Here is a 23,006-nt window from a genome sequence, read left to right as displayed (position 1 = left end):
TTTGGCGCATTGACGCCGTTTAGGGGAGCGTCCATCTCATCACCCAAGGTTTTTGGTTTTTACCAACAATTGAAATAACCAAGTCTGCATTTAATGAAGAGTTATTGTCAAATCTGGTGTATGAGCTCATCTTGATGCTCTGTTTGATCTTGAGTTATTCTTTCGCCGTCTTTAAATTTTACCCCTGTAATTACTTCAGCCAGTAACTTAAACCCTCGCAAGCGGTACCATTTTTTCTCTGCCGACTGCGCGAGTTTAAAAACCATCATTAAGGTGGTTGTCCGGCTGCCACAACTCTTCACTTTATGCGTTCTCAGCCTTACCGTCGCAAACGTTGACTCTATCGGATTACTCGTTCTTATGTGCATCCAATGCTCAGCAGGATAATCATAAAATGCCAGCATTTCATCTTTATCCTTCATCAAGCAATCCGTCGCTTTTGGGTATTTGACTGAGTAATTTTTAACAAATAAATCATACGCTTTATAAGCAGAAGCTCGACTCTCTGCCATCCAGATATCTTGTAAATTCGCTTTGATTTTAGGTTGCATTGATTTCGGCACTTTGTTTAGCACATTCGCGATTTTATGCACCCAGCAACGTTGATGTTGGGTTGTTGGCCATACTTTGGTGAGGGCATTCCAAAACCCCAGCGCACCATCCCCTATGGCCAATTTTGGTGGTATTGTTAGACCCTGTGAGCGCAGTTGATTTAACACTTCAGTCCAGCTCTGCTCAGACTCACGAACCCCGTCAACCACCGCCAATAGCTCCTTTCTGCCCGTTTCATCTACCCCCATAATTACCAGTAAGCACAGCTTATCATCCATTCGAATTTTACTGTAAATCCCATCGGCCCAGATATACACATATCGACGTTTAGCCAAGGAACGTTTAGACCACTGCTGATACTCCGTTTCCCAGGTGGATTTCAACCGAGAGACACTATTGGCCGACAAACCTTTGGCTTGCTCGCCTAAAAGAGACACTAAAGCGGGCTGCATATCACCCGTCGAAATTCCTCGTAAATAGAGCCATGGGATCAGCTCTTCGATATTTTTTGTCCGTTTCAGATAAGGCGGGATCAAGGCACTATTGAATTTAATGCCTTCCTTTTTTCGATCCCTGACTTTAGGTATTTTGACCTCAATATCACCAAGGCCTGTTTGGATCGTACGCTCAGGCTGGTGACCATTTTTGACGATCCGCTGAAGTCCCTCGACGGTCTCATGCTGGTATTGAGCCAATAAAACAGCCAACTCAGCCTCAATCGCTTGAGCTAACAACTGCTGCGCCCCGCTTTTAAGCAACTGCTCTAACGGATTGTCTGGTTTTTCAATGGAAATAACATTATCATTTTCAGTCATTGCGATGTCTCTCTGGTTAATTGTTGATCTGGTCAAGATCAATTAACAGATTACATCGCAATGACTTTTTCTCATACACCAGAAACGACTATAGCTCTAGTTCGTAGGGTGTTGGTGATAGCTTGTTGTAAGTTAGGTTGAGTGGCTACACTGCTTACTACGGCCATGTTGGTTGCTGCACTTACCTTTGTAGCGCAAGCTAATAAAAATAAACAACAAAATGATACTAAAGCGATAGTTAACTTGAAGCGGTTCATAACTTAATCCTTACATTACGGTGAATAGTGCAGCCACAATATGGAAATTCCATCGGCTAGGTTATCTTTGTAGTTACAATTTCGGTGCCAATATTAACGCTATGAAATATAAGGGAATTTTATTAAGTGGGAATTCAGGTGGGCAAAAATTACATTTAAATGAGTATGAGTTACATGCTTGGGTTACATATGTAACAGGTACAAACAGCAGAGCCTGCAAGGCTTGCATTAAAAAGCCGACAAAAGTCGGCTTAGTATAAAAATGTTTTAGGTTACTTTTTCTTTTTAACCTTAGCCTTTTTCTTGGCTTTCATTTTTACTGGATCTTTACGCTTTTTAGCTGGTGGCTTAGCTTCTTTATGCTGTGGCTCAACACCTCTAATTACACGGCGTTTTAATTTTTGTTCAACGTAGCGCTCTACTTTATATAAAATACCAATATCGTGTGCTTCAACTAGCGATATTGCTATCCCTTTTTTACCAGCACGGCCAGTACGACCAATACGGTGTACATATACGTCGGCAGTACGCGGCATATCAAAGTTAATAACGTGGCTGATGTCAGATACATCAATACCACGTGCAGCTACGTCGGTAGCAACTAATATGCTTGTTTTGCCACTGTGGAAGTTTTCCATGGCTTTCATACGTTTGTCTTGTGGCATTTCGCCGCGTAACCACGCCGCTTTTACATCATTAGTTGTAAGTTCGCCAATCAATGTTTCTAAGCGTTCGCGAGTTTTAACAAACACAATCGCTTTAGTTACGTCAGGGTTTTTTAGCGTATTAACTAATAATTCAAGTTTGTGATGATAATCGTCGGCTAAATGTACCCACTGATGAATTTTTGCTTTTTCTTTACGTGACGATTCGGCTTCTAATAGAGCTGGGTCGTTTAATGTTTTTTCAGCAAACCTTTCTACGCTGTCACCTTCAAGTGTTGCTGAGAATAAAAAACATTGGCGACGATTTTTAGCTTCGTCACAAATACGGCTCATTTCTTTTTTGAAACCCATATCTAACATGCGATCTGCTTCATCAATAATAAGCATTTCTACATGTTCAGCATGAAAGTTTTCGGTTTCTAGGTATTCCATTAATCGACCTGGTGTGGCGATTAAAATATCGTTATTTTTTTCGAAAATTTCTTTATGCGTACCGTAGTTAATACCGCCCGTTACTACACCAATTTTTAGGTGTGTGCGTTTAGCTAGTAGTTCACATTGTTCATGAATTTGATAAGCCAACTCACGAGTCGGGGTCATAACGAGGACGCGCGCAAAACCAGGGTCACGACGTGGGAAATCCAGTAAGTACTGAATAGCCGGAATTAAAAATGCCGCTGTTTTACCTGTACCAGTAGGAGCAGATGCTAAAATATCGCGCCCCTGTAGTGCTTCAGGAATAGCTTGTTGTTGAATGCTGGTTGGCGTCTCGTAGCCCATTTTATTAATGGCATCGAGTAGCTTGTTATCAAGATCAAATTCAGAAAATTGCATAGAGTGTCTAAAATAAGGGACAATTACCCTGATTATACGCGCTATGCTGCGCTTGGTGAATGAAAAGGTGAAAAAATGTCTGGTTTTGTATTTAAACAATTTAAAGTTGAACACGACCACTGTGCAATGAAAGTTTCTACCGATGGCATTTTGCTTGGCGCATGGGCTAATTTAAGTGGTGCAAAGTCATTACTTGATATAGGCACAGGCACCGGCTTACTAGCATTAATGTGTAAGCAGCGCAGTAATGAGCTTGATATAACTGCGGTAGAAATTGACGAAAGCGCCCATACCCAAGCATTACAAAATATAGCTAATAGCCCGTGGCCAACAATAAGTATTAAGCACCAAACTATTCAAAGCTTTAGTAGTGAAGTTAAATTTGACGTGGTTATTTCTAATCCGCCGTATTTTAATCACAGTTTAAAAGGCGAGAATACTGCGCGTAATACCGCGCGCCATACCGACGGCTTAAGTTTTGAAGAGTTAATAAATGCGTTTAAACGTCTAAGCCATAGTCGCTCTCGCTTTAACTTAATACTCCCAAGCGTTGAAGGCGCATTATTTATTGAGCTTGCTACTCAAAATGGGCTTTATTTAAATACTCATTGCCAAGTAAAAGCCACGCCCAATAAAGATATTAGCCGCAGTTTAATGGCATTTAGCTACGTAAAAAGCGATATAGAATTATCAACCCTGTGTATTAGAAACTTAGATAATACCTACACTGCTGATTATATAGCTCTGTGCAAAACATTTTATTTAAAAATGTAAGTTACTTTGTAATGAAGGTTATTTAGTAATAAAGGTTATTTAGTAATAAAGGATAGTTTACCCGTTATGCATACGTATTCAGTTTTTATTTTATCAACTATAAGCCTAGTGTTAACCACTTGTAAATAACATCGAGTAGTTGTTTTGCTCGCTCAACAATTGGATCACACACTATGAAACTCAATAAAATAATCACCACCGCAGGTTTAAGTCTAGGGTTGCTCTTACCGAGTATTGCCACAGCTACGCCCACCACATTTGTGCATTTGTTTGAATGGAATTGGCAAGATGTAGCGCAAGAATGTGAACAGTATTTAGGACCAAAAGGCTATGCTGCAGTACAGGTTTCTCCCCCAAATGAACACATCACAGGCAGTCAATGGTGGACACGCTATCAGCCTGTAAGTTATGAACTGCAAAGTCGTGGCGGTAACCGTGCACAGTTTATTGATATGGTAAATCGTTGTAGTGCAGCTGGGGTTGATATTTACGTCGATACGCTTATTAACCATATGGCAGCAGGAAGTGGCACAGGCACAGCGGGTAATAGTTTTGGTAATAAAAGCTTTCCTATTTATAGCCCACAAGATTTTCATGAAAGTTGTACCATTAATAGCTCTGATTATGGCAACGATCGCTACCGAGTACAAAATTGTGAACTCGTTGGACTTGCCGATTTAGATACCGCTTCAAACTATGTGCAAAATACCATTGCAGCATATATTAACGACTTACAAGTTATTGGCGTAAAAGGCTTTCGTTTTGATGCTTCTAAACATGTTGCCGCAAGCGATATCCAAAGTTTAATGGCCAAAGTAAATGGCTCGCCAGTGGTTTTTCAAGAAGTGATTGATCAAGGTGGAGAGGCTGTTGGCGCCTCTGAATATTTAAGCACTGGTTTAGTAACTGAATTTAAATATAGCACTGAGCTTGGTAATACTTTTAGAAACGGCTCGCTTGCATGGCTGAGTAATTTTGGCGAAGGGTGGGGCTTTATGCCTAGCTCTTCTGCGGTGGTTTTTGTAGATAATCACGATAATCAACGTGGTCATGGCGGCGCTGGTAATGTAATTACCTTTGAGGATGGCCGCTTATATGACTTAGCCAATGTATTTATGTTGGCTTATCCGTACGGTTATCCAAAAGTAATGTCGAGTTATGATTTTCATGGTGATACAGATGCTGGTGGGCCAAACGTACCTGTACATAATAATGGTAACTTAGAGTGTTTTGCTAGTAATTGGAAGTGTGAGCATCGCTGGTCATATATTGCAGGCGGGGTCGATTTTAGAAATAACACCGCCGACAATTGGGCAGTAACAAATTGGTGGGATAACACGAATAATCAAATATCATTTGGTCGAGGTAGCTCGGGTCATATGGCTATTAACAAAGAAGACTCAACACTCATTGCAACGGTGCAAACAGACATGGCGCCTGGGCAATACTGTAATGTGCTAAAAGGCGAGTTGTCGGCTGATGCTAAAAGTTGTAGTGGCGAGGTTATAACGGTTAATTCCGACGGTACTATTAATCTCAATATTGGTGCTTGGGATGCAATGGCAATTCATAAAAATGCCAAGTTAAATACAAGCTCTGTGCCAAATACAGGGAGTGACTGGCAACGCACGGTTATTTTTATTAATGCACAAACGCAAAGTGGACAAGATATGTTTTTGCGCGGTGGTGTAGATCACGCTTATGCAAACGCAAATCTGGGTCGAAATTGCCAAACAAGTAATTTTGAGTGTGCAATGCCTATTCGTCATAATAATTTAAAAAACGTGACAACAAGCCCTTGGAAAGCAAATGATAACTACCTTGATTGGTATGGCATAGAAAATGGGCAAAGTAGCGAGGCAGAAGGTTCTGCGACCGACTGGACAGCGAATGTTTGGCCAGCAGGTTGGGGCGCTGAAAAAACGGTAAACACAGATGGTTTTGGTGTGACATCTTTAAATATATGGGGCGAACACTATTGGATGCTTGATGTAGATATGGATTGCAGTAAAGCGGTTAATGGATGGTTTGAACTAAAAGCATTCATTAAAAACGGCCAAGGATGGGAGACTGCTATTGCTCAAAACAATACACCTTATACAAGCACTAATCATATGGCGCAATGCGGAAAAATTAATAAATTTGAGTTTAATAACTCAAGTGCAGCCATTCGTAGTTTTTAAAAAATAAATAAAAAGCCTATATTTGAACCTAAGCCTAAGCTAATGATTATTAGTTTAGGTTTTTTAGGTACTGTTCTTTCATAGTGTGTTTATAAATCACCTATTATGATTCACTCATTAGTTACATTGAATTAAGACAACACAATGAAAAAATTAAATAAAATAATACTACTAAGTACATTCTCTACGGTTGTTTTGGCAAGCCAAAGTGCACTGGCAGCCATGACCCCAGTTGGGCTTTGGAAAACGATTGACGAGGATACAAACCAAGCTAAGTCGTATGTACGTATTACCCAAACCAACGGTACTTTAAGCGGTAAAGTTGAAACTATTCTAGACCCTACAAAACAAAATGATATATGCAATAAATGTGATGATGAGCTAAAAGATCAGCCTATTTTAGGAATGACTATTATTACTGATGTAAAAGCTGAGGATGATGACGTTTGGGGAGATGGCGAAATACTTGACCCAACAAATGGTAAAACCTACACCTTACAGCTCACAGTGCAAGATGAAGGTCAAAAACTTGAAGTTCGTGGTTACATTGGCTTTTTTTTCCGTAACCAATATTGGCTAAGGGTTGAGTAATTACTTTGTAGCGTAGCAATAATGGCTACGCAATTTTAATTAAAGCGTTTCGCCGTATTCAGTCATTACTTGTTCAACCCAAGTCGCAATACGCTCATCACTTAGCTCGTATTGGCTGTCTTCGTCCAGTGCGAGCCCTACAAATTGTTTACCATCGGGAGTTAGCGCTTTTGAAGCTTCAAACTCGTAACTACTGTCGTTGGACCAAAAACCAAGTTGGGTAAATGTTTGCGTATTTATTTCGTCGTGCAGCATCCCTAGCGCATCTTGAAACCACTGCCCGTAACCTTGCTGATCGCCCATGCCAAATAAAGCAATGGTTTTACCGGTTAGGTTTACGTCGGCTATGTCGTCCCATTTTGACTCCCAGTCTTCTTGTATTTCACCAAAATCCCATGTTGAAATACCAAAGATGATAAAGTCGTACTGCTGCGCATTTTTTAGTGGCTCGTCTTTAATATTGTGCAGGGTAACTATATCGGCACCAATAATGTCGCGAATCTTTTCTGCTGCCATTTCGGTGTAGCACGTAGTAGAACCAAAAAATAAACCAATTTGCATCGTATTTATCACTGTGTAATTGCCTGATATGATAGGCTCAAGTTTACCGTAAGGTATTTTTAATTGATACCTTAGCAAAGCATGAGAGCATAATGTGACAACGCTATCTGACGATTCTTTTGAAAATGACAGCAGTATGAGCAGTAATAGCGACTACCTAGAAACCTTTTTAGATAGCCTGTACTTAGAGCAAGGCGTAAGCGAAAACACATTAAGTGCTTATCGCAGCGATTTAGATAAGTTTTGCCTATTTTTAAAGGGCGAAAACTTAATGACGGTAACCGGGCTTGATATAGAGGGTTACTTAGCTCACAGAGTTGATTTAGGATTAAAACCACGTAGTACGGCACGTAGTATTAGTGCGCTAAAGCGTTTTTATCAGTACTTTGTGCGCGAAAAAATAATTAGTGATTCGCCCATGCTAAATATTGCTCAACCAAAAGCAGGGCAGTCGTTACCTAAAACACTCTCAGAAGCTGAAGTTGAGGCATTGTTAAATGCGCCCAATACAGAAGAAGCGATGGGACTGCGCGATAAAGCGATGCTTGAACTACTTTATGCAACGGGTTTGCGTGTAAGTGAGCTTGTTGGGTTGCGTATGGAGCAAATTAATTTGCGCCAAGCTGTGGTGTTTGTAAAAGGTAAAGGTAATAAAGAGCGCTTAGTGCCACTTGGCGAGGAAGCCATGTACTGGCTTGAGCAATTTTTAAAGGTCGGGCGTGCGCAAATGATAAAACACGCCACCGATTTTGTGTTTCCGTCTAAGCGCGGTGTTGGCATGACGAGACAAACCTTTTGGCATAGAATTAAACACTATGCTATTTTGGCAGCAGTTGAGTCTCCAATATCGCCCCATACAATGCGCCATGCTTTTGCTACGCATTTATTAAACCATGGGGCAGATTTACGTGTGGTACAAATGATGTTGGGCCACAGTGATTTATCAACCACACAAATTTATACCCATGTTGCTAATGAACGTTTAAAATCGGTGCATGCGCAGCATCACCCGCGTGCTTAATTTGAAATTAAATAGCACTAAGCCGGTCAATTTATAAGTACTTTTGGAATAGAGAAAATTATGAAAAAATTAATGTTAGCAGGTGCCATTTTGTGCACAAGTATTAGTGCATTTGCAAATGGCGTTGCTGTAGCTCCTGATGCTAATGATCCTATAGTGACTAAATTTGCGACTTTAGGCGTAACGGTTAAGCAAATTAACCCAAGTCCAGTTGCAGGGTTAAAAGAGCTTATTACCAACAAAGGCGTGCTTTACGCAAGTCCAGATGGTCAATTTTTAATGCAAGGTACGTTAATCGATTTGAATAATCGTAATAACCTAACTGAGCAAGCATTAAACGGCGTGCGCGTTGAAGGCATTAAAGAATACGAAGATTCGATGATTGTGTATAAAGCACCAAACGAAAAGCACAGCATTACCGTATTTACTGATATTAGCTGTGGCTACTGTCGTAAGTTGCACCGTGAGCTAGATGATTTACTCGATGAAGGTATTACCGTTAAGTATCTTGCATTTCCGCGTGGTGGGCTACAAGGTTCTGGTTATGCTGATTTAATGAATGTGTGGTGTGCTAAAGATCAGCAAGAAGCACTGACTGAGGCTAAATCGGGCGCAGACACTAAAGTAATTGCAGGGTGTAATGCACCCGTTGCTGAGCATTACCAGCTAGGTCAAAGCTTTGGTATTAGCGGCACGCCGGCTATTGTTTTAGAAGATGGTACGATGATCCCAGGTTACCAGCCTGCAGCAGCATTAAAAGCAGCATTAGATGCTAACAAAGCGTCGTAATACGTTTTATAGTTAATAAAAAGGCCTTAATGGCCTTTTTTTGTCTTTTTAGTACGACTCAATAAGTTAAAACTCTGCATGAAAAAACTAATCATTGCGCGTGAAAACGTTGACGACTCGCATTTACCGAGTAATTTACACCCTGTAATTAAACAAATTTATGCTAACCGCAATGTATTCAATGCCGAAGAGCTAAATAACAGCGTAGCTACGCTTCACGACTTTAAATTGTTCAAAGACATCGACAAAGCCAGCGATTTATTAATTGAAGCATTAAAAGCGCAAAGCCAAATATTAATAGTCGGCGATTTTGATGCTGATGGCGCAACGAGTACGGCCACTTTAATGCAAGGCCTTGAGATGTTTGGTTTTAAGCATTTAGATTACTTAATTCCGGACCGGTTTAGCTTAGGTTATGGCTTGAGCCCCGCACTTGCAGAGCAAATAGTACAAATTAAGCCTGATTTAGTGATCACCGTAGATAACGGTATATCGTGTATTGCCGGTATTGATATTTTAAAAGCGGTTGGCATAAAAGTGCTGGTAACAGATCACCATTTACAAGGTGAGCAGCTGCCAAATGCCGATGCAATAGTAAATCCAAATAGGCACGAATGTAACTTCCCGTCTAAATCTATAGCAGGCGTTGGCGTTGCTTTTTACTTACTGATAGCACTGAGAAGCGTAATGCGAGACCTTGGTTATTTTGAGCAGCAACCGCCGCCTAATTTAGCTAACTTGCTCGACATTGTAGCGCTTGGTACGGTTGCTGATGTTGTCGCACTTGATGCAAATAACCGCACCTTAGTACATCAAGGTTTAGCACGTATTCGCAGTGGTAAAACACGCCCAGGCATCACCGCGCTTATTGAAGTGGCTAACCGCAATGCAGCGCGCTTAAGCGCAAGCGACTTTGGCTTTTCACTTGCGCCTCGTTTAAATGCAGCAGGGCGATTAGACGACATGAGTTTAGGTATAGCGTGCTTGCTCAGCACCGACATAAACCAAGCGCGCAGTATAGCGAGCGAGCTCGATAGCTTAAACTTTGCAAGGCGCGAAATAGAACAAGGCATGCAAGTGGAGGCACAAGCCGTGCTTGATAGGCTCGCATTTAGCGACGATAGCATTCCTGATGCAATTTGTTTGTTTCAAGACGATTGGCATCAAGGTGTTATTGGTATTTTGGCTGGTCGCTTAAAAGAAAAATACCACCGTCCAACCGTTATATTTGCTGGTGGCGAAAACGGTGAAATTAAAGGCTCGTGCCGCTCTATTGAAGGGCTACACATGCGCGATTTACTCGAAGGACTCAATACAGCCGACCCACACTTAATTAATAAATTTGGTGGCCACGCAATGGCCGCTGGTTTAAGTATTAACGAGCAGCACTTTAACGACTTTAAAAAAGCGTTTGATGCCGCAGTTAGCGCGCAACTGAGTGAAGAAAGTAAGCGCTGCATTGTATTTACTGACGGTGAGCTGCCAAACGACTGCTTTACTATGGAGTTTGCTCAACTATTAAAGCAATCGGGCCCGTGGGGGCAGCAATTTCCTGAGCCAGTGTTTGAGCACACCTTTGAAGTAATACAGCAGCGCATAGTCGGCGAAAAGCATTTAAAGCTCGTTTTAAAGCATCAATCAGGGAGATTAGTAGACGCCATTGCCTTTGGTATTGATGTAAAAGAATGGCCCGACACAGAAGCGAAGTTTGTAAAAGTAGCGTACCAACTCGATATAAATGAGTTTAGAAGTAAATTTACACTGCAATTAATAGCCAGAGAACTTGAAAAAGTGTACTAAAAAATATGCACAAAGCATGCATAAAAGGCTAATAAAGCGCGCGGTTTTTTGTTAAAATCGGGCGTTTTTATCATTTGACGATAATTTATTGCGAAAATCCCATGTAAAGGGGCGCAATTACCTAGCCATTTTGGAGTAATGACCATGTTTGAAGTGAATCCTGTGATTAACCAAATCAAGGAAATTCGCGAACGTACTGAATTGCTTCGGGGGTACCTTTGACTACGCTCTTAAACAAGAACGCTTAGAAGAAGTTAACGCCGAACTTGAAGATTCAGCCGTATGGAATGAGCCTGAACGCGCACAAGCGCTTGGCCGTGAAAAATCAGCATTAGAAGCCGTTGTTGAAACAATCGACAACCTTGTAGCCGGTACTGATGACGTTGAAGGTTTACTTGAACTTGCAGTAGAAGCTGAAGATCAAGATACCTTTGATGAAGCACAAAGCGAACTCGCTGATTTGAATGCGCAGTTAGAAGGCTTAGAGTTTCGTCGTATGTTTTCAGGTCCTCATGACTCAAACGATGCGTACCTTGATTTACAATCGGGTTCTGGCGGTACTGAAGCACAAGACTGGTGTAACATTCTACTTCGTATGTACTTACGTTGGGGCGAGGCTAAAGGCTTTAAAGTTGAGCTAGTTGAAGCAACCGACGGTGATGTTGCTGGTATTAAAGGTGCAACAGTTCGCTTTGTTGGCGAATACGCTTACGGTTGGTTACGTACAGAAACAGGCGTTCACCGTTTAGTACGTAAAAGCCCATTTGACTCAAGTGGTCGTCGTCATACTTCGTTTGCTTCTGCGTTTGTATACCCAGAGATTGACGATAATATTGAAATTGATATTAATCCGTCAGATCTACGTATAGACGTTTACCGTGCATCGGGCGCGGGTGGTCAGCATGTTAACACCACCGAATCGGCAGTTCGTATTACTCACGTACCAACAAATACCGTAGTGCAGTGTCAAAACGAGCGTTCACAGCATAAAAATAAAGCCCAAGCGATGAAGCAATTAAAAGCTAAATTATTTGAGCTTGAGCTACAGCAGCAAAATGCTGAAAAACAAACGCAAGAAGATGCTAAATCTGATATAGGTTGGGGTAGTCAAATTCGTTCATACGTACTTGATGACGCACGCATTAAAGATTTACGTACCGGCGTTGAAAACCGCAATACCCAATCGGTACTTGACGGTAACTTAGATAAATTTATTGAAGCCAGCCTTAAATCTGGCCTATAACCACCAAGCTAATAAAGAGCTAAAAAATGACTGATAAAATCCAAGACGAAAACAAGTTAATCGCTGAGCGTCGCGGCAAGTTAGACGCGATACGCGAAAATTGCCCAGCCAACGGTCATCCAAACCAATTCCGTCGTGAGCATTACACGGCTGATTTGCAAGCCCAGTTTGGTGATAAGAGCAAAGAAGAATTAGTTGAACTACAAGAAGTTGTGTCTATTGCTGGCCGTATTTTAGCAAAGCGTGGACCGTTTTTTGTAATTCAAGACATGAAAGGTCGCGTACAAGCGTATGCATCTAAAGATGTTCAAAAAGATCTTAAAGAAAAATATGGTCAGCTAGACACTGGCGATATTATTGGTGTTAAAGGCGCGTTAAATAAATCGGGTAAAGGCGATTTATACGTAGAAATGACTGAGTATCAATTACTAACTAAGTCACTTCGTCCGTTACCTGAAAAATTCCATGGCTTATCAGATCAAGAAACAAAGTACCGCCAACGTTACGTTGATTTAATTACTAACGAAGCAACGCGCGAAACATTCCGCATTCGTTCACAAGTAGTTGAAGGCATTCGTCGCTTTTTAGCAGAGCGTGACTTTATGGAAGTAGAAACACCAATGCTACAGGTTATACCTGGTGGTGCATCTGCGCGTCCGTTTGTAACTCACCATAACGCGCTTGATATCGACATGTACTTACGTATAGCGCCAGAGCTTTACTTAAAGCGCTTAGTGGTAGGTGGCTTTGACCGTGTATTTGAAATTAACCGTAACTTCCGTAACGAAGGGTTATCTACACGTCACAATCCAGAATTCACAATGATTGAATTTTACCAAGCATACGCTGATTACATCGACCTGATGAACATCACCGAGGACATGCTACGTACAGTTGCAACTAACGTATTGGGTAGCCCAATTGTTATAAATACAACGAAAGACGAAAACGGCGAAGTAACTGACTCAGTTGAGTATGACTTTGGCCAACCGTTTACACGTTTAAGCATGAGCGATGCAATATTAAAATATAACCCTGAGTTTGATGCTGCGGTATTTAATGACCCAGAAAACCACTTTGACGAATTAAAAGCGTACGCTAAACAAGTGCACGTTAAAATTCCTGAAAACTGTGTTTGGGGCCCAGGTAAGTTTTTGTGTGAAATATTTGAAGAAACAGCAGAGCACATGCTTATTCAACCTACGTTTATTACTGGCTACCCGTGGGAAGTATCACCACTTGCACGTCGTAACGACGAAAACTCATTTGTTACAGACCGTTTTGAGTTTTTTGTTGGCGGTCGTGAACTTGCAAATGGTTTCTCTGAGCTTAATGATGCACAAGACCAAGCTGAGCGCTTTACTCGTCAAGTTGAAGAGAAAGACGCAGGCGATGATGAAGCAATGCACTACGATGAAGACTATATACGCGCACTAGAGTACGGCTTACCGCCAACGGCTGGTGAAGGTATTGGTATTGACCGTTTAGTAATGTTATTTACTGACTCATCAACAATTAAAGACGTTATTTTGTTCCCGCATATGCGTCCACAAGCTGACTAAGCTTTGGGTAGAACAAAGTAAGTTAATAAACGCCGCTTAATAGCGGCGTTTTTGTGTTTAAAGCCTAGACAATAAAGGTATGCTTTTAACAAGGTACTTCGTAAATAAAAAGATGTAATTTGTTAATTGTTTTTGATTAGGGTGGCGCTGTTTTTATAAACTTAAGTGTTTGATATTGTTTATTTTGATTCTTTTAAACAAATTTGGTTAGTATTATAACTTTTTATTATGACTGTTTTTTAAACATTTCGTTGTATTTATGTAACTTTTTTAGCTACACTATGGCGAAAATTTAAGCGGCCTAGGTTGTACGCTTTAACTAAGAATAATCAAACGGACTTATAGAATAATAAAATGAAAAATAAACGCGTTGAAGAGTCGTCAGAACTCTGTACGACAGAGCAAGAACGACAAGCTTACTATAGAGCCTGTATTGCTGAGTTTCAGCAGTTGGGGTATCAAGAGCAGTACCTTGCAAACCTAACAGATGAGTTAGTACCAGTTGAAGGTATTAATCCTCACTCTGAAGACTCATAAGCCGCTTAATTTTCAAACTAATTACACTTTAAAACCAAGCATATGTGCAATCTATAACCATATAGTCGTTTTTGGTAGAAAAGTGTTTGACATATTTTCTGAAATCTTTATTATACGCCCCACAAGACGGAGAGGTGTCCGAGTGGCCGAAGGAGCTCCCCTGCTAAGGGAGTATAGAGTTTGTAGCTCTATCGAGGGTTCGAATCCCTCCCTCTCCACCATTTCTTTTAATGGCGTGTTTTGTAAAGTTTTAAAGTATGGGTGCATAGCTCAGCTGGATAGAGTACTCGGCTACGAACCGAGCGGTCGGAGGTTCGAATCCTCCTGCGCCCACCATACTTTAATAACTCGCTTAGAGTCTAAATAAGCAAAAGCTCTACTTAGAGTTAAAATAAGTAAACTATAAAGTGGGTGCATAGCTCAGCTGGATAGAGTACTCGGCTACGAACCGAGCGGTCGGAGGTTCGAATCCTCCTGCGCCCACCACTTTATAGACTCTCACTTAGAGTAAAAACAAGTAATAGTAAAAATGAAAGTGGGTGCATAGCTCAGCTGGATAGAGTACTCGGCTACGAACCGAGCGGTCGGAGGTTCGAATCCTCCTGCGCCCACCACTTTCATATTTTCATACACTTTTAAGTGTAAGAAAAATAAACCGATGGAAATCGGTTTTTTTATGTCTGAATTTATACGCTCTGCTTAGAGTTTAAATAAGCAATCTATGAAAGTGGGTGCATAGCTCAGCTGGATAGAGTACTCGGCTACGAACCGAGCGGTCGGAGGTTCGAATCCTCCTGCGCCCACCACTTTCATAACAAGCCGACATTAAGTCGGTTTTTTTGTGCCTAAAATAAAGTGAAGTGTAAGTTTGGGCGAATTGAGAACCAAGCAGTCGGAGGTTCACTCTTACAAGATACGTCCTGCGCCCACCACTTTCATAAACAAGCCGACATTAAGTCGGTTTTTTTGTGCCTAAAATAAAGTGAAATAACAGAGAGGCACCTGTAGACGCTGAGCTTGCTCGCGTGAGAAGCGACAGCTTCTAATCACTTACCACCGATATAACTGATACTTTATTTACGAGCTTCGCTCGTCGCGTCAGCAAGCTGCACGCCTACAAGCAAAACCATCCCTAATCTTTAAATCTAAACTCCGAGCTTATTCATCCGTTGTAGACGCAGAGCTTGCTCGCGTGAGAAGTGACAGCTTCTAATTACTTACCACCGATATAACTGATGCTTTATTTACGAGCTTCGCTCGTCGCGTCAGCAAGCTGCACGCCTACAAGTAAAACCAACCCAATCTTTAAATCTAAACTCCGAGCTTATTCATCCGTTGTAGACGCTGAGCTTGCTCGCGTGAGAAGCGCCAGCTTCTAATCACTATATCTAAGTCCACTTAACCCCTTTCTAAAGCTGCTCTTTATTATTACCTATGTTATTTTAAACGCCTTGTTTAAAAGGATATTGCAGTATGTTTAAAACCCTATTTATTACTTTATTTTTTATTTTTAGCGCCATTTTTATTGCAAGCGTGCAAGCCAACGAAGTTAACAACTCACTTGTAGTAGGCGCGCAGCAATATGCTAAATATTTACCGCAGTTAAAAAATAAACGTGTAGGGCTAGTCGTCAATCAAACATCAACAGTAGGGCAAACTCACTTAGTCGATGCGCTGCTGACTAAAAATATTAATATAACTAAAATTTTTGCACCTGAGCATGGCTTTCGCGGCGATCACGATGCGGGCGCACATGTAAAAAATGCTGTTGATGGTAAAACTGGTATTCCGCTTATTTCTATTTACGGTAAAAATAAAAAACCAAGCCAAGCTGCTTTAGTCGATGTTGATGTGATTATTTTTGATATTCAAGATGTGGGAGTACGTTTTTATACCTACATAAGCTCTATGCACTACATGATGGAAGCCGCTGCAGAGCAGGGGATAGAATTTTTAGTACTCGACAGACCCAACCCAAATATTACCTACGTTAATGGGCCAATATTAGAGCCAGAATTTAAATCGTTTGTAGGCATGCACCCAATTCCTGTTTTACACGGAATGACAGTTGGCGAACTTGCCAAAATGATCAAGGGTGAGGGCTGGATCAATAAAGCGTCCGATTTAAATTTAACCGTGATCCCAGTTGATCATTACACTCGCAACAGTACTTACAGCTTGCCTATAAAACCCAGCCCTAATTTACCTAACGATCAGGCCATTGCGCTTTACCCGTCACTTTGCTTTTTTGAAGCAACGCCTATCAGTATTGGCAGAGGCACCGACTTTGCGTTTCAAGTAATTGGCTATTCACCAGTTGCATTAGGTGATTTTAATTTTACACCGCGCGCAATTAAAGGCGCTGCTTTAAACCCTAAATTTAAAAACCAAACCGTGCAGGGGCTCGATTTAAGACAGGCAAATATTTCAGGTCTAAATTTAACTTACTTAATAAATGCGTACACGGAGCTTAGTAAAAATAACATCTCGTTTTTTGAGCGCGCTGACTTTATGGATAAGCTAGCGGGTACTAATAAATTGCGCTTAGCTATTGAAACAGGGCAATCTGAGGCGCAAATAAAGCAAAGCTGGCAGGCGGGGCTTGCGCAATTTAAAGCGCAAAGAGCGCCTTACTTGCTATATAAATAAGGGCTAAGCATGTTTATCGCTTTAAAAAATCAAAGGTGTGGTTATATCAAACAAGCATTTATAGGGGCGTTAAGCTTTATTATTGTGGGTTGCAGTACACCACCTGAACCTATTAGCTCGGTGCTACCACTTACAAAAAGCCAACTTGTAGAGCTGCCTAATGCACAAGTGGTTGTAACGTTTCCTGAGGTAAATCCAAGTAGCCGGTTTTATGTAAATAACCGAGGAACGTTTAAAGCTTACAAAGGGCGCGGGCAATTATTAATACAAAACCACAACGCACAAAGCGCCGATATTTATATTAATAATCAAAAGCTCGACGTTAACCAGCTAAGCGCCAACACCTTATACAATTACAGTTTGGCAAAAAATACTCACAATGGTGTTAATACTTTTAAAGTTGAAAATATTCTCCCTGTTGGCGCAAGTTTAACACTGCGTTTTGCATTTCCTACTTTAAGCGATGAACCAATAAAGCTCGTAGATTTTAGTGAAGTAGATGCATTAATTGCACGCGATGTAAAAGCGGGTTTTCCTGGGGCTGTGTTGGCCGTTGTTAAAAATGGTGAGCTAATAAAATTAACCGCTTATGGCGATGCAAAGCAATACCAGCAAAGTGATTTAATGTTACTACGCCCAGAGCCCATGCAAACTAATACCTTGTTTGATCTTGCCTCAAACACCAAAATATTTGCCACAAATTTTGCGCTTATGAAATTAGTAAGCGAAGGGTTGTTGAATATTAATAAACCCGTACAAAGCTACCTAAGCGAATATAAAGGCGAAGGCCGAGCAAAGCGCACAGTAAAAGACTTACTCACACACAGCGCCGGATATCCGCCAGTATTTGACTTTCATCGTAAAGATGGCAGCTATGGTGACGCGTTTTATTCACAAAATAGTAAAACCACCAAACAGCTATTACTTACCAGCGTACCTTTTAGTAGCAAATCATCTGGGCAGCCTATTTATTCAGATATTGATTACATGATTTTAGGTGTGCTCATTGAGCGTATTACAGGGCAGCCCCTTGACGAATATCTAGAGCAGCAAGTGTACGCGCCACTAAAATTAACTAACACGTTATTTAATCCACTTAAAAAAGGCTTTAAGCCGCAGCAATTTGCAGCCACTGAGCTTAGCGGCAACACACGAGACGGGCGCATTAAGTTTGATAATGTTCGCACTGGGGTTTTACAAGGCCAAGTGCATGATGAGCGCGCTTACTACTCACTTGATGGCGTAGCAGGGCATGCAGGATTATTTAGTAACGCTCACGACTTAGCCGTGCTTTGCCAGCTATTACTAAATAATGGTGGCTACGGCGACCAACAATTATTTAGTGCAAGCGCCTTAGCGCAATTTTTAACGCCGCAATCAAGCGACGAAACCTACGGGCTTGGCTTTAGGCTTGCTGGTAATAATCAAGCAAGGCGCTGGCACTTTGGCCCTTATGCAAGCGCACAAGCTTATGGTCACACAGGTTGGACGGGGACCGTGACCGTAATTGATCCCGCTTACGACTTAGCTATTGTTTTACTTACCAATGCTCGCCATAGTGCCATTAAAGGCTCGCTAAAACGTTACGAATTTACAGGCAAACAATTTGAAACCGCACAGTACGGATCGGTTGTGTCGCTTATTTATGAAGCACTACTAAATCAATAAGCTATCGTATAGGTTAAAACGTACTAACTGTGCCACCTTAAGTGATTTATTTACAGGTGACTTGAGTAAGCCAATCCATTAAGCTAAGCGGTCTATAAAACTAAGCCGGTTTATGTTGTTAGGCTTAACAAATAAGCGTTAAAACGCGTACAAAGCGAGGTTTACTCGCTAATAATTAAGGTTAACTTTCTATGCATTGGTATTCTATTTTACCGCCGCTAATTGCGATTGCTATCGTGTTTTGGCGCAAAGAAGTGATTATGGCGCTACTTGTTGCTGTTGCTTCTTCTGAGTTTTTACTCGCCTTTCAGGGCGAAGGTAATAGCTTGTTTGACACTTTTTTAAATACCATTGAACGTATTATTTCGGTTGCCAGCTCGCCAGGTAATACACGCATATTAATATTTAGTATTTTAATAGGTGCCTTGCTTGCCTACATTCGCGAATCTGGCGGCGTTGCAGCAACCGTTAATATGCTAATGAACAAAGGTATTGCAAAAAGTAAGCGCCAAGTGGGCTTTTTAACCATGTTTACCGGCATTACGGTGTTTATAGAATCTAACCTGAGCGTACTTACCTCGGGTATTTTATCGCGTGGCTTATTCGACAAATTTAAAATGAGCCGAGCGCGTCTAGCGTACATTATTGACAGCACCAGTGCGCCAGTGTGTATTTTAATACTCCTTAATGGCTGGGGTGCGTTTGTACTTGGTTTGTTAGGTAACTACGAGCTAGGTGAGTCGGCGGTATCGGTGTTATGGGGCAGCGTAGGGTATAACTTTTACGCCATAATTACCCTTGTCATTGTTTTTTACACCATCGCGTTCGATAAAGTGCACGGCCCAATGAAAGAAGCCGAACAAAAACTAGAGCTTCAAAAAACTGACTTAAAAGAAGAAGTAAAAGGCTCTAAAGCACGTTACATGTTAATCCCGCTTATTACGCTTATTACCAGCATGGTTGGCTTTATGTATTACACCGGTAATGGTGTACTAGCCGAGGGCAGCGGTTCTAAATCAGTATTATATGCAACGGTTTTAGCCATTGTTGTCGCTTACTTTTTAATGATTGGCTCACGTAAATTTACGCATCATCAATTAGTTGATACCGGTTTTAAAGGTATGGGCGAATTAATGCCACTGGTCGCCATTGTACTGCTTTCGCTTACACTTGGCGCAAGCTTAAAAGAATTGGGTACTGGCGTATTTGTAGCATCGCTTGTTGGCGACTACCTACCTATTTACTTAATAGTACCGGTGCTGTTTTTAACCGGCGCAGTTATGTCGTTTACTACGGGTACATCATGGGGCACGTTTGCTATATTAATCCCAATTGGTGTGCCACTTATTCAAGCGCTAGGTTTACCACCATCGCTTGTTGTTGGTGCTATTTTGGGTGGTGGTATATTTGGCGATCATTGCTCGCCTATATCCGACACCAGCGCTGTATCGGCTATTGCATCAGGGTGTGACTTACTCACCCACGTTAAAACGCAGCTACCGTACGCCTTATTTGGCGGCGCACTCACGTTTATAGCGTACTTAGTAACAAGCATACTTGTGTTATAAAAACGTGTTATAAAAGTGTGTTGTAAATACTGAGTTTTAATTATTTATAAAATGCCTTGAAAGCCTGCAAATATGCAGGCTTTTTTTAGGGCACAAAACAAGGATTGTTTAAATGAAAAATAAAGCTTTTGTCTTTGTAACTATTCACCATGGTAAATTATTTTCAAAGGAACTTTTTTAACTATTGACCGATCCCGCCAGTATGCCAAGATAGGGCTATGACCTAATAGCCCTAGCTTCAATGAATTTAAACAGCATCAACATCGACGAAATCGTTGAGAAAACCAAAGCTCAATTACAAGAAGGTAAAACTCTCACGCCTGCGCTGAAGATGTCTATTGAACTCATTCTGGTTGTCGTTGTTATGTTGGCAAGTAAATTAGGACTTAACAGTAACAATAGCAGTATCCCGCCATCAAAAGACATCAACCGAAAAAAACAAGACAAAGAGAAATCAGCCAACTCAGCGGGTGGTCAAAAAGGCCGAGCAGGTAAAACACTAACCCAAACACAGACGCCTGATGAGATCAAAGTCATCCTAGTTGAACGTGATTTTTTACCGAAAGGTCACTACCGTGAAATTGGCTTTCAAAAACGACAGGTTGTCGATATAGATATCAGGAAAGTGGTCACTGAATACCAAGCACAAATTCTGGAAAATGAGCAAGGTAAGCGTTTTATTGGTGAATTTCCAGAAGACGTTAACAGTCCTATTCAATATGGGGTTGGTGTAAAAGCCCATGCAGTTTACCTATCCCAATATCAATTACTCCCTTACAACCGCATTGAAGAATATTTTTGTGATCAACTCGGTATTCCAATCAGTGCGGGTAGTTTATTTAACTTTAATGAACAAGCAGCGGCCTTGGTAAAGTCCTCCGGCGCAGAAGCCGCGCTCAAGAAAGCCCTGAAAACGACTTATCAAGCCTTACACGTTGATGAAACGGGGATTAATATAGGTGGTAAACGACGATGGCTTCATGGTGCATCAACGACGTGGTGGACGTATTTTTACCCGCATGAGAAAAGAGGGAAAATAGCGATGGATGACGCCGATATTTTACCTCACTTTACTGGGGTACTATGCCACGACCACTGGAAACCGTATTATCAATATACACAGTGCCAACATGCCTTGTGTAATGCACATCATATCCGAGAGTTAGAAAGGGCATGGGAGCAAGACGGTATGCAATGGGCAAAGGATTTGCAAACCCTACTGACTGAAATCAATAAACATCAAATAGATAACCCCGAGCTAGATGCAGACACAAAAGCTCACTATATAGAGAAATATCAACAAATATTGGCTCAAGGTGACATTAAATGCCCTCCACCGGATAGAAACAGCCGAGTAAAAGGCCAGCGAGGCAGATTGAAACGAACAAAGTCTAGAGCGTTGTTAGAGCGGTTAAGAGATTATCAAGATGATGTCTTACGGTTCATGACGGAAACGGCGGTGCCTTTTAGCAACAACCAGGGTGAGAATGATATTAGGATGACCAAGGTTCATCAAAAGATATCTGGGTGCTTCAGAAGCATGCAAGGTGCAGAGATGTTTTGTTTAATCAGAAGCTACCTCTCGACTTGCAGAAAACAGCATGTATCAGCAAGCCTAGCCCTTGAGTTACTCTTCAAAAATCAGTTACCTGATATATTTATTGAAAATGTGGCTGAATAGTTACTTGTCTTTTTTAGTTTTTTATTGTTTTTGAACGCATGCTCTTACCAAGAAAGCGAAACAGAACAAGCTAATAGGTTAGCAAAAACATACCAGCTCGATATTAAGGCTGGTGATACCCGTTTATTCTTTCCTGAACAATTTGCGGGAATTAATGGCAACCCCCCCACGCTTGAAATGAAAAGTACTTCTTTAGAAGATTCTTCAGACTCACTTGATGGTATTGAAACTGCGCTGCAGGTGTACCCCTTAGGCTTTGTTTCCAAAGTGATTGATGCTATTTATCTCTCTGGTCCTATGCTTATGGAGGGAGCTGAAGCGGGTGGGACATACTCAAGCAACTCGATAATATTAGTAAATATTTCAGATCAAAATGGCACGAACTTTAACTTCGAAAACTCATTGAAAGGTGTTCACCATGAATTAAGCTCATTAATCTATATACGTTCACCTTTCGTTATATTTGCATGGCAAGCTTTGCTGCCAAAAGAGTGGGAGCCTGTATCCTCGAATTATGAGGCTTTAACGCAAAATAAAAATATAGGGCCTGATTATGAAAATGGATTTTTATCTAGATATAGTAAAACTAATGTTGAGAACGACTTTAATACTTACGCCGAATTTGCCTTTGCTGAACCTGAAAAATTGCGGGAACTTGCCGCAACCTACCCAATAATAGCTAAAAAGTTGAGTGTATTTATTACCGCGTATACGCAGTTTTCGGCTAAATATCAGCAAAACTTTGAAGAATATTTTACTCGAACGGGTTTAAGTGATGTTGCGGTAGAACCTGAAAATGTAGAAATGACGATTCATTTAGACGTGAGTAGCGTTAAGCCGAAAATTATCAGATAACGCTATTTGATTACGATCTTACGTTTTTAGCGTACTTAGTAACAAGTATGTTTGTTTAAAAAAAGCGTACATAGGTTGGGTTGAGTGACACGAAACCGAACTGTTCTACAATGCGGTTTGCACCTATAAAGCTAAGTATATGTATATCTTTTGTAGGCGCATAGCTTGCTAGCGCGTCGGGCGTTAGCCCGAAAAGTTAGATTTAGTATTTACGCACTAGGTTACGCATCAACTACTGATTTCAGAATCATAGTATTAAGCATGACATCTGTGTTTTAGTTTTGTATAAAACAAAATCCGCCCTATGCCTTCTTAAAAAGGACTATTCATTTTGATTTGAGGGACTTTAAGTCACGAGTAAACTAATAAAAAGTGTATTTTTGTTATTGTGAGCTTAAAAA

The 23,006-nt window shown here is 41.0% G+C and carries 17 protein-coding genes, 5 tRNA genes and 1 pseudogene; 19 read left to right on the top strand and 4 right to left on the bottom strand.

The annotated features are described in order from the left end of the window. Positions 1-107: 107 nt before the first annotated feature. From AC0VZ4_RS16915 to srmB, 3 genes and pseudogenes are all read right to left on the bottom strand, one after another. On the bottom strand, positions 108-1,367 hold the full coding sequence (locus AC0VZ4_RS16915) for an IS256 family transposase (RefSeq protein ID WP_475439694.1): 1,260 nt from the start codon (positions 1,365-1,367) through the stop codon (positions 108-110). Between the two features lie 98 nt (positions 1,368-1,465). Continuing rightward, positions 1,466-1,624 (bottom strand): annotated as a pseudogene (locus AC0VZ4_RS16910) (BON domain-containing protein); the annotation flags it as partial. A 272-nt stretch (positions 1,625-1,896) separates the two neighbouring features. Further along, a complete protein-coding gene (srmB, locus tag AC0VZ4_RS16905; RefSeq protein ID WP_007376476.1) occupies positions 1,897-3,123 on the bottom strand; it encodes an ATP-dependent RNA helicase SrmB in 1,227 nt (408 codons plus the stop codon). A 75-nt stretch (positions 3,124-3,198) separates the two neighbouring features. Between srmB and AC0VZ4_RS16900 the strand changes: the two genes are divergently transcribed. The 3 genes from AC0VZ4_RS16900 (at position 3,199) to AC0VZ4_RS16890 (ending at position 6,671) form a co-directional block, all read left to right on the top strand. Next, positions 3,199-3,897, top strand: a complete 699-nt coding sequence (locus AC0VZ4_RS16900; protein WP_475440233.1) for a tRNA1(Val) (adenine(37)-N6)-methyltransferase — start codon at positions 3,199-3,201, stop codon at positions 3,895-3,897. Between the two features lie 173 nt (positions 3,898-4,070). After that, a complete protein-coding gene (locus AC0VZ4_RS16895) occupies positions 4,071-6,080 on the top strand; it encodes an alpha-amylase (RefSeq protein WP_475440232.1) in 2,010 nt (669 codons plus the stop codon). Between the two features lie 144 nt (positions 6,081-6,224). Continuing rightward, a complete protein-coding gene (locus AC0VZ4_RS16890) occupies positions 6,225-6,671 on the top strand; it encodes a DUF2147 domain-containing protein (RefSeq protein WP_475440231.1) in 447 nt (148 codons plus the stop codon). A 39-nt stretch (positions 6,672-6,710) separates the two neighbouring features. Here the strand turns inward: AC0VZ4_RS16890 and fldB are convergent, their stop codons facing one another. After that, entirely contained in the window at positions 6,711-7,232 is a 522-nt protein-coding gene (gene fldB / locus AC0VZ4_RS16885) for a flavodoxin FldB (protein WP_007376471.1), read from the bottom strand. Positions 7,233-7,326: 94 nt separating this feature from the next. Here fldB and xerD point away from each other — a divergent pair, with 94 nt between their 5' ends. The 16 genes from xerD (at position 7,327) to AC0VZ4_RS16805 (ending at position 22,605) form a co-directional block, all read left to right on the top strand. After that, on the top strand, positions 7,327-8,253 hold the full coding sequence (gene xerD, locus AC0VZ4_RS16880; protein WP_008136396.1) for a site-specific tyrosine recombinase XerD: 927 nt from the start codon (positions 7,327-7,329) through the stop codon (positions 8,251-8,253). A gap of 60 nt (positions 8,254-8,313) precedes the next feature. After that, entirely contained in the window at positions 8,314-9,042 is a 729-nt protein-coding gene (gene dsbC / locus AC0VZ4_RS16875) for a bifunctional protein-disulfide isomerase/oxidoreductase DsbC (protein WP_475440230.1), read from the top strand. A gap of 78 nt (positions 9,043-9,120) precedes the next feature. Further along, complete coding sequence (recJ, locus tag AC0VZ4_RS16870; RefSeq protein WP_475440229.1) at positions 9,121-10,842, top strand: single-stranded-DNA-specific exonuclease RecJ; 1,722 nt, start codon at positions 9,121-9,123, stop codon at positions 10,840-10,842. A gap of 144 nt (positions 10,843-10,986) precedes the next feature. Beyond that, positions 10,987-12,085, top strand: a protein-coding gene (gene prfB / locus AC0VZ4_RS16865; RefSeq protein WP_096793749.1) for a peptide chain release factor 2 whose coding sequence is annotated in 2 segments (ribosomal slippage) — positions 10,987-11,061 and positions 11,063-12,085 — 1,098 coding nt in all. Because the reading frame shifts where the segments join, the coding sequence is not laid out codon by codon here. Between the two features lie 26 nt (positions 12,086-12,111). Continuing rightward, positions 12,112-13,647 carry a lysine--tRNA ligase gene (gene lysS / locus AC0VZ4_RS16860; RefSeq protein WP_149606908.1) on the top strand — a complete coding sequence of 512 codons (1,536 nt, stop codon included), beginning with the start codon at positions 12,112-12,114 and terminating at the stop codon, positions 13,645-13,647. Positions 13,648-14,001: 354 nt separating this feature from the next. Next, entirely contained in the window at positions 14,002-14,184 is a 183-nt protein-coding gene (locus AC0VZ4_RS16855) for a hypothetical protein (protein WP_007376465.1), read from the top strand. A 128-nt stretch (positions 14,185-14,312) separates the two neighbouring features. Continuing rightward, positions 14,313-14,405: transfer RNA gene (locus AC0VZ4_RS16850), tRNA-Ser, on the top strand. 38 nt (positions 14,406-14,443) lie between these two features. Beyond that, positions 14,444-14,520, top strand: a tRNA-Arg gene (locus AC0VZ4_RS16845). A gap of 73 nt (positions 14,521-14,593) precedes the next feature. Further along, a tRNA-Arg gene (locus AC0VZ4_RS16840) sits at positions 14,594-14,670 on the top strand. A gap of 51 nt (positions 14,671-14,721) precedes the next feature. Next, positions 14,722-14,798: transfer RNA gene (locus tag AC0VZ4_RS16835), tRNA-Arg, on the top strand. A gap of 115 nt (positions 14,799-14,913) precedes the next feature. After that, positions 14,914-14,990: transfer RNA gene (locus tag AC0VZ4_RS16830), tRNA-Arg, on the top strand. A 667-nt stretch (positions 14,991-15,657) separates the two neighbouring features. After that, on the top strand, positions 15,658-16,833 hold the full coding sequence (locus AC0VZ4_RS16825) for an exo-beta-N-acetylmuramidase NamZ family protein (protein WP_475440228.1): 1,176 nt from the start codon (positions 15,658-15,660) through the stop codon (positions 16,831-16,833). Between the two features lie 9 nt (positions 16,834-16,842). Next, a complete protein-coding gene (pbp4b, locus tag AC0VZ4_RS16820) occupies positions 16,843-18,501 on the top strand; it encodes a penicillin binding protein PBP4B (RefSeq protein ID WP_475440227.1) in 1,659 nt (552 codons plus the stop codon). Between the two features lie 191 nt (positions 18,502-18,692). Further along, the gene (locus AC0VZ4_RS16815; protein ID WP_475440226.1) at positions 18,693-20,069 is read left to right on the top strand and encodes a Na+/H+ antiporter NhaC family protein; all 1,377 of its coding nucleotides are present in this window, start codon (positions 18,693-18,695) and stop codon (positions 20,067-20,069) included. 241 nt (positions 20,070-20,310) lie between these two features. Beyond that, positions 20,311-21,750 carry an IS66 family transposase gene (gene tnpC / locus AC0VZ4_RS16810; protein ID WP_475440225.1) on the top strand — a complete coding sequence of 480 codons (1,440 nt, stop codon included), beginning with the start codon at positions 20,311-20,313 and terminating at the stop codon, positions 21,748-21,750. 24 nt (positions 21,751-21,774) lie between these two features. Beyond that, complete coding sequence (locus AC0VZ4_RS16805; protein ID WP_475440224.1) at positions 21,775-22,605, top strand: hypothetical protein; 831 nt, start codon at positions 21,775-21,777, stop codon at positions 22,603-22,605. Positions 22,606-23,006 lie beyond the last annotated feature (401 nt).

This window comes from Pseudoalteromonas sp. QJM3NY_22 (assembly GCF_056173065.1).
This window is presented reverse-complemented; position numbering and strand designations above follow the sequence as displayed.

What these genes read in the sequence shown, in the direction of transcription:
- AC0VZ4_RS16915 (WP_475439694.1), bottom strand. Translation starts at nt 1,367, where the DNA reads ATGACTGAAAATGATAATGTTATTTCCATTGAAAAACCAGACAATCCG.
- fldB (WP_007376471.1), bottom strand. Translation starts at nt 7,232, where the DNA reads ATGCAAATTGGTTTATTTTTTGGTTCTACTACGTGCTACACCGAAATG.
- AC0VZ4_RS16900 (WP_475440233.1), top strand. Translation starts at nt 3,199, where the DNA reads ATGTCTGGTTTTGTATTTAAACAATTTAAAGTTGAACACGACCACTGT.
- recJ (WP_475440229.1), top strand. Translation starts at nt 9,121, where the DNA reads ATGAAAAAACTAATCATTGCGCGTGAAAACGTTGACGACTCGCATTTA.
- AC0VZ4_RS16855 (WP_007376465.1), top strand. Translation starts at nt 14,002, where the DNA reads ATGAAAAATAAACGCGTTGAAGAGTCGTCAGAACTCTGTACGACAGAG.
- pbp4b (WP_475440227.1), top strand. Translation starts at nt 16,843, where the DNA reads ATGTTTATCGCTTTAAAAAATCAAAGGTGTGGTTATATCAAACAAGCA.
- tnpC (WP_475440225.1), top strand. Translation starts at nt 20,311, where the DNA reads ATGAATTTAAACAGCATCAACATCGACGAAATCGTTGAGAAAACCAAA.
- AC0VZ4_RS16895 (WP_475440232.1), top strand. Translation starts at nt 4,071, where the DNA reads ATGAAACTCAATAAAATAATCACCACCGCAGGTTTAAGTCTAGGGTTG.
- srmB (WP_007376476.1), bottom strand. Translation starts at nt 3,123, where the DNA reads ATGCAATTTTCTGAATTTGATCTTGATAACAAGCTACTCGATGCCATT.
- lysS (WP_149606908.1), top strand. Translation starts at nt 12,112, where the DNA reads ATGACTGATAAAATCCAAGACGAAAACAAGTTAATCGCTGAGCGTCGC.
- AC0VZ4_RS16890 (WP_475440231.1), top strand. Translation starts at nt 6,225, where the DNA reads ATGAAAAAATTAAATAAAATAATACTACTAAGTACATTCTCTACGGTT.
- dsbC (WP_475440230.1), top strand. Translation starts at nt 8,314, where the DNA reads ATGAAAAAATTAATGTTAGCAGGTGCCATTTTGTGCACAAGTATTAGT.
- AC0VZ4_RS16815 (WP_475440226.1), top strand. Translation starts at nt 18,693, where the DNA reads ATGCATTGGTATTCTATTTTACCGCCGCTAATTGCGATTGCTATCGTG.
- AC0VZ4_RS16825 (WP_475440228.1), top strand. Translation starts at nt 15,658, where the DNA reads ATGTTTAAAACCCTATTTATTACTTTATTTTTTATTTTTAGCGCCATT.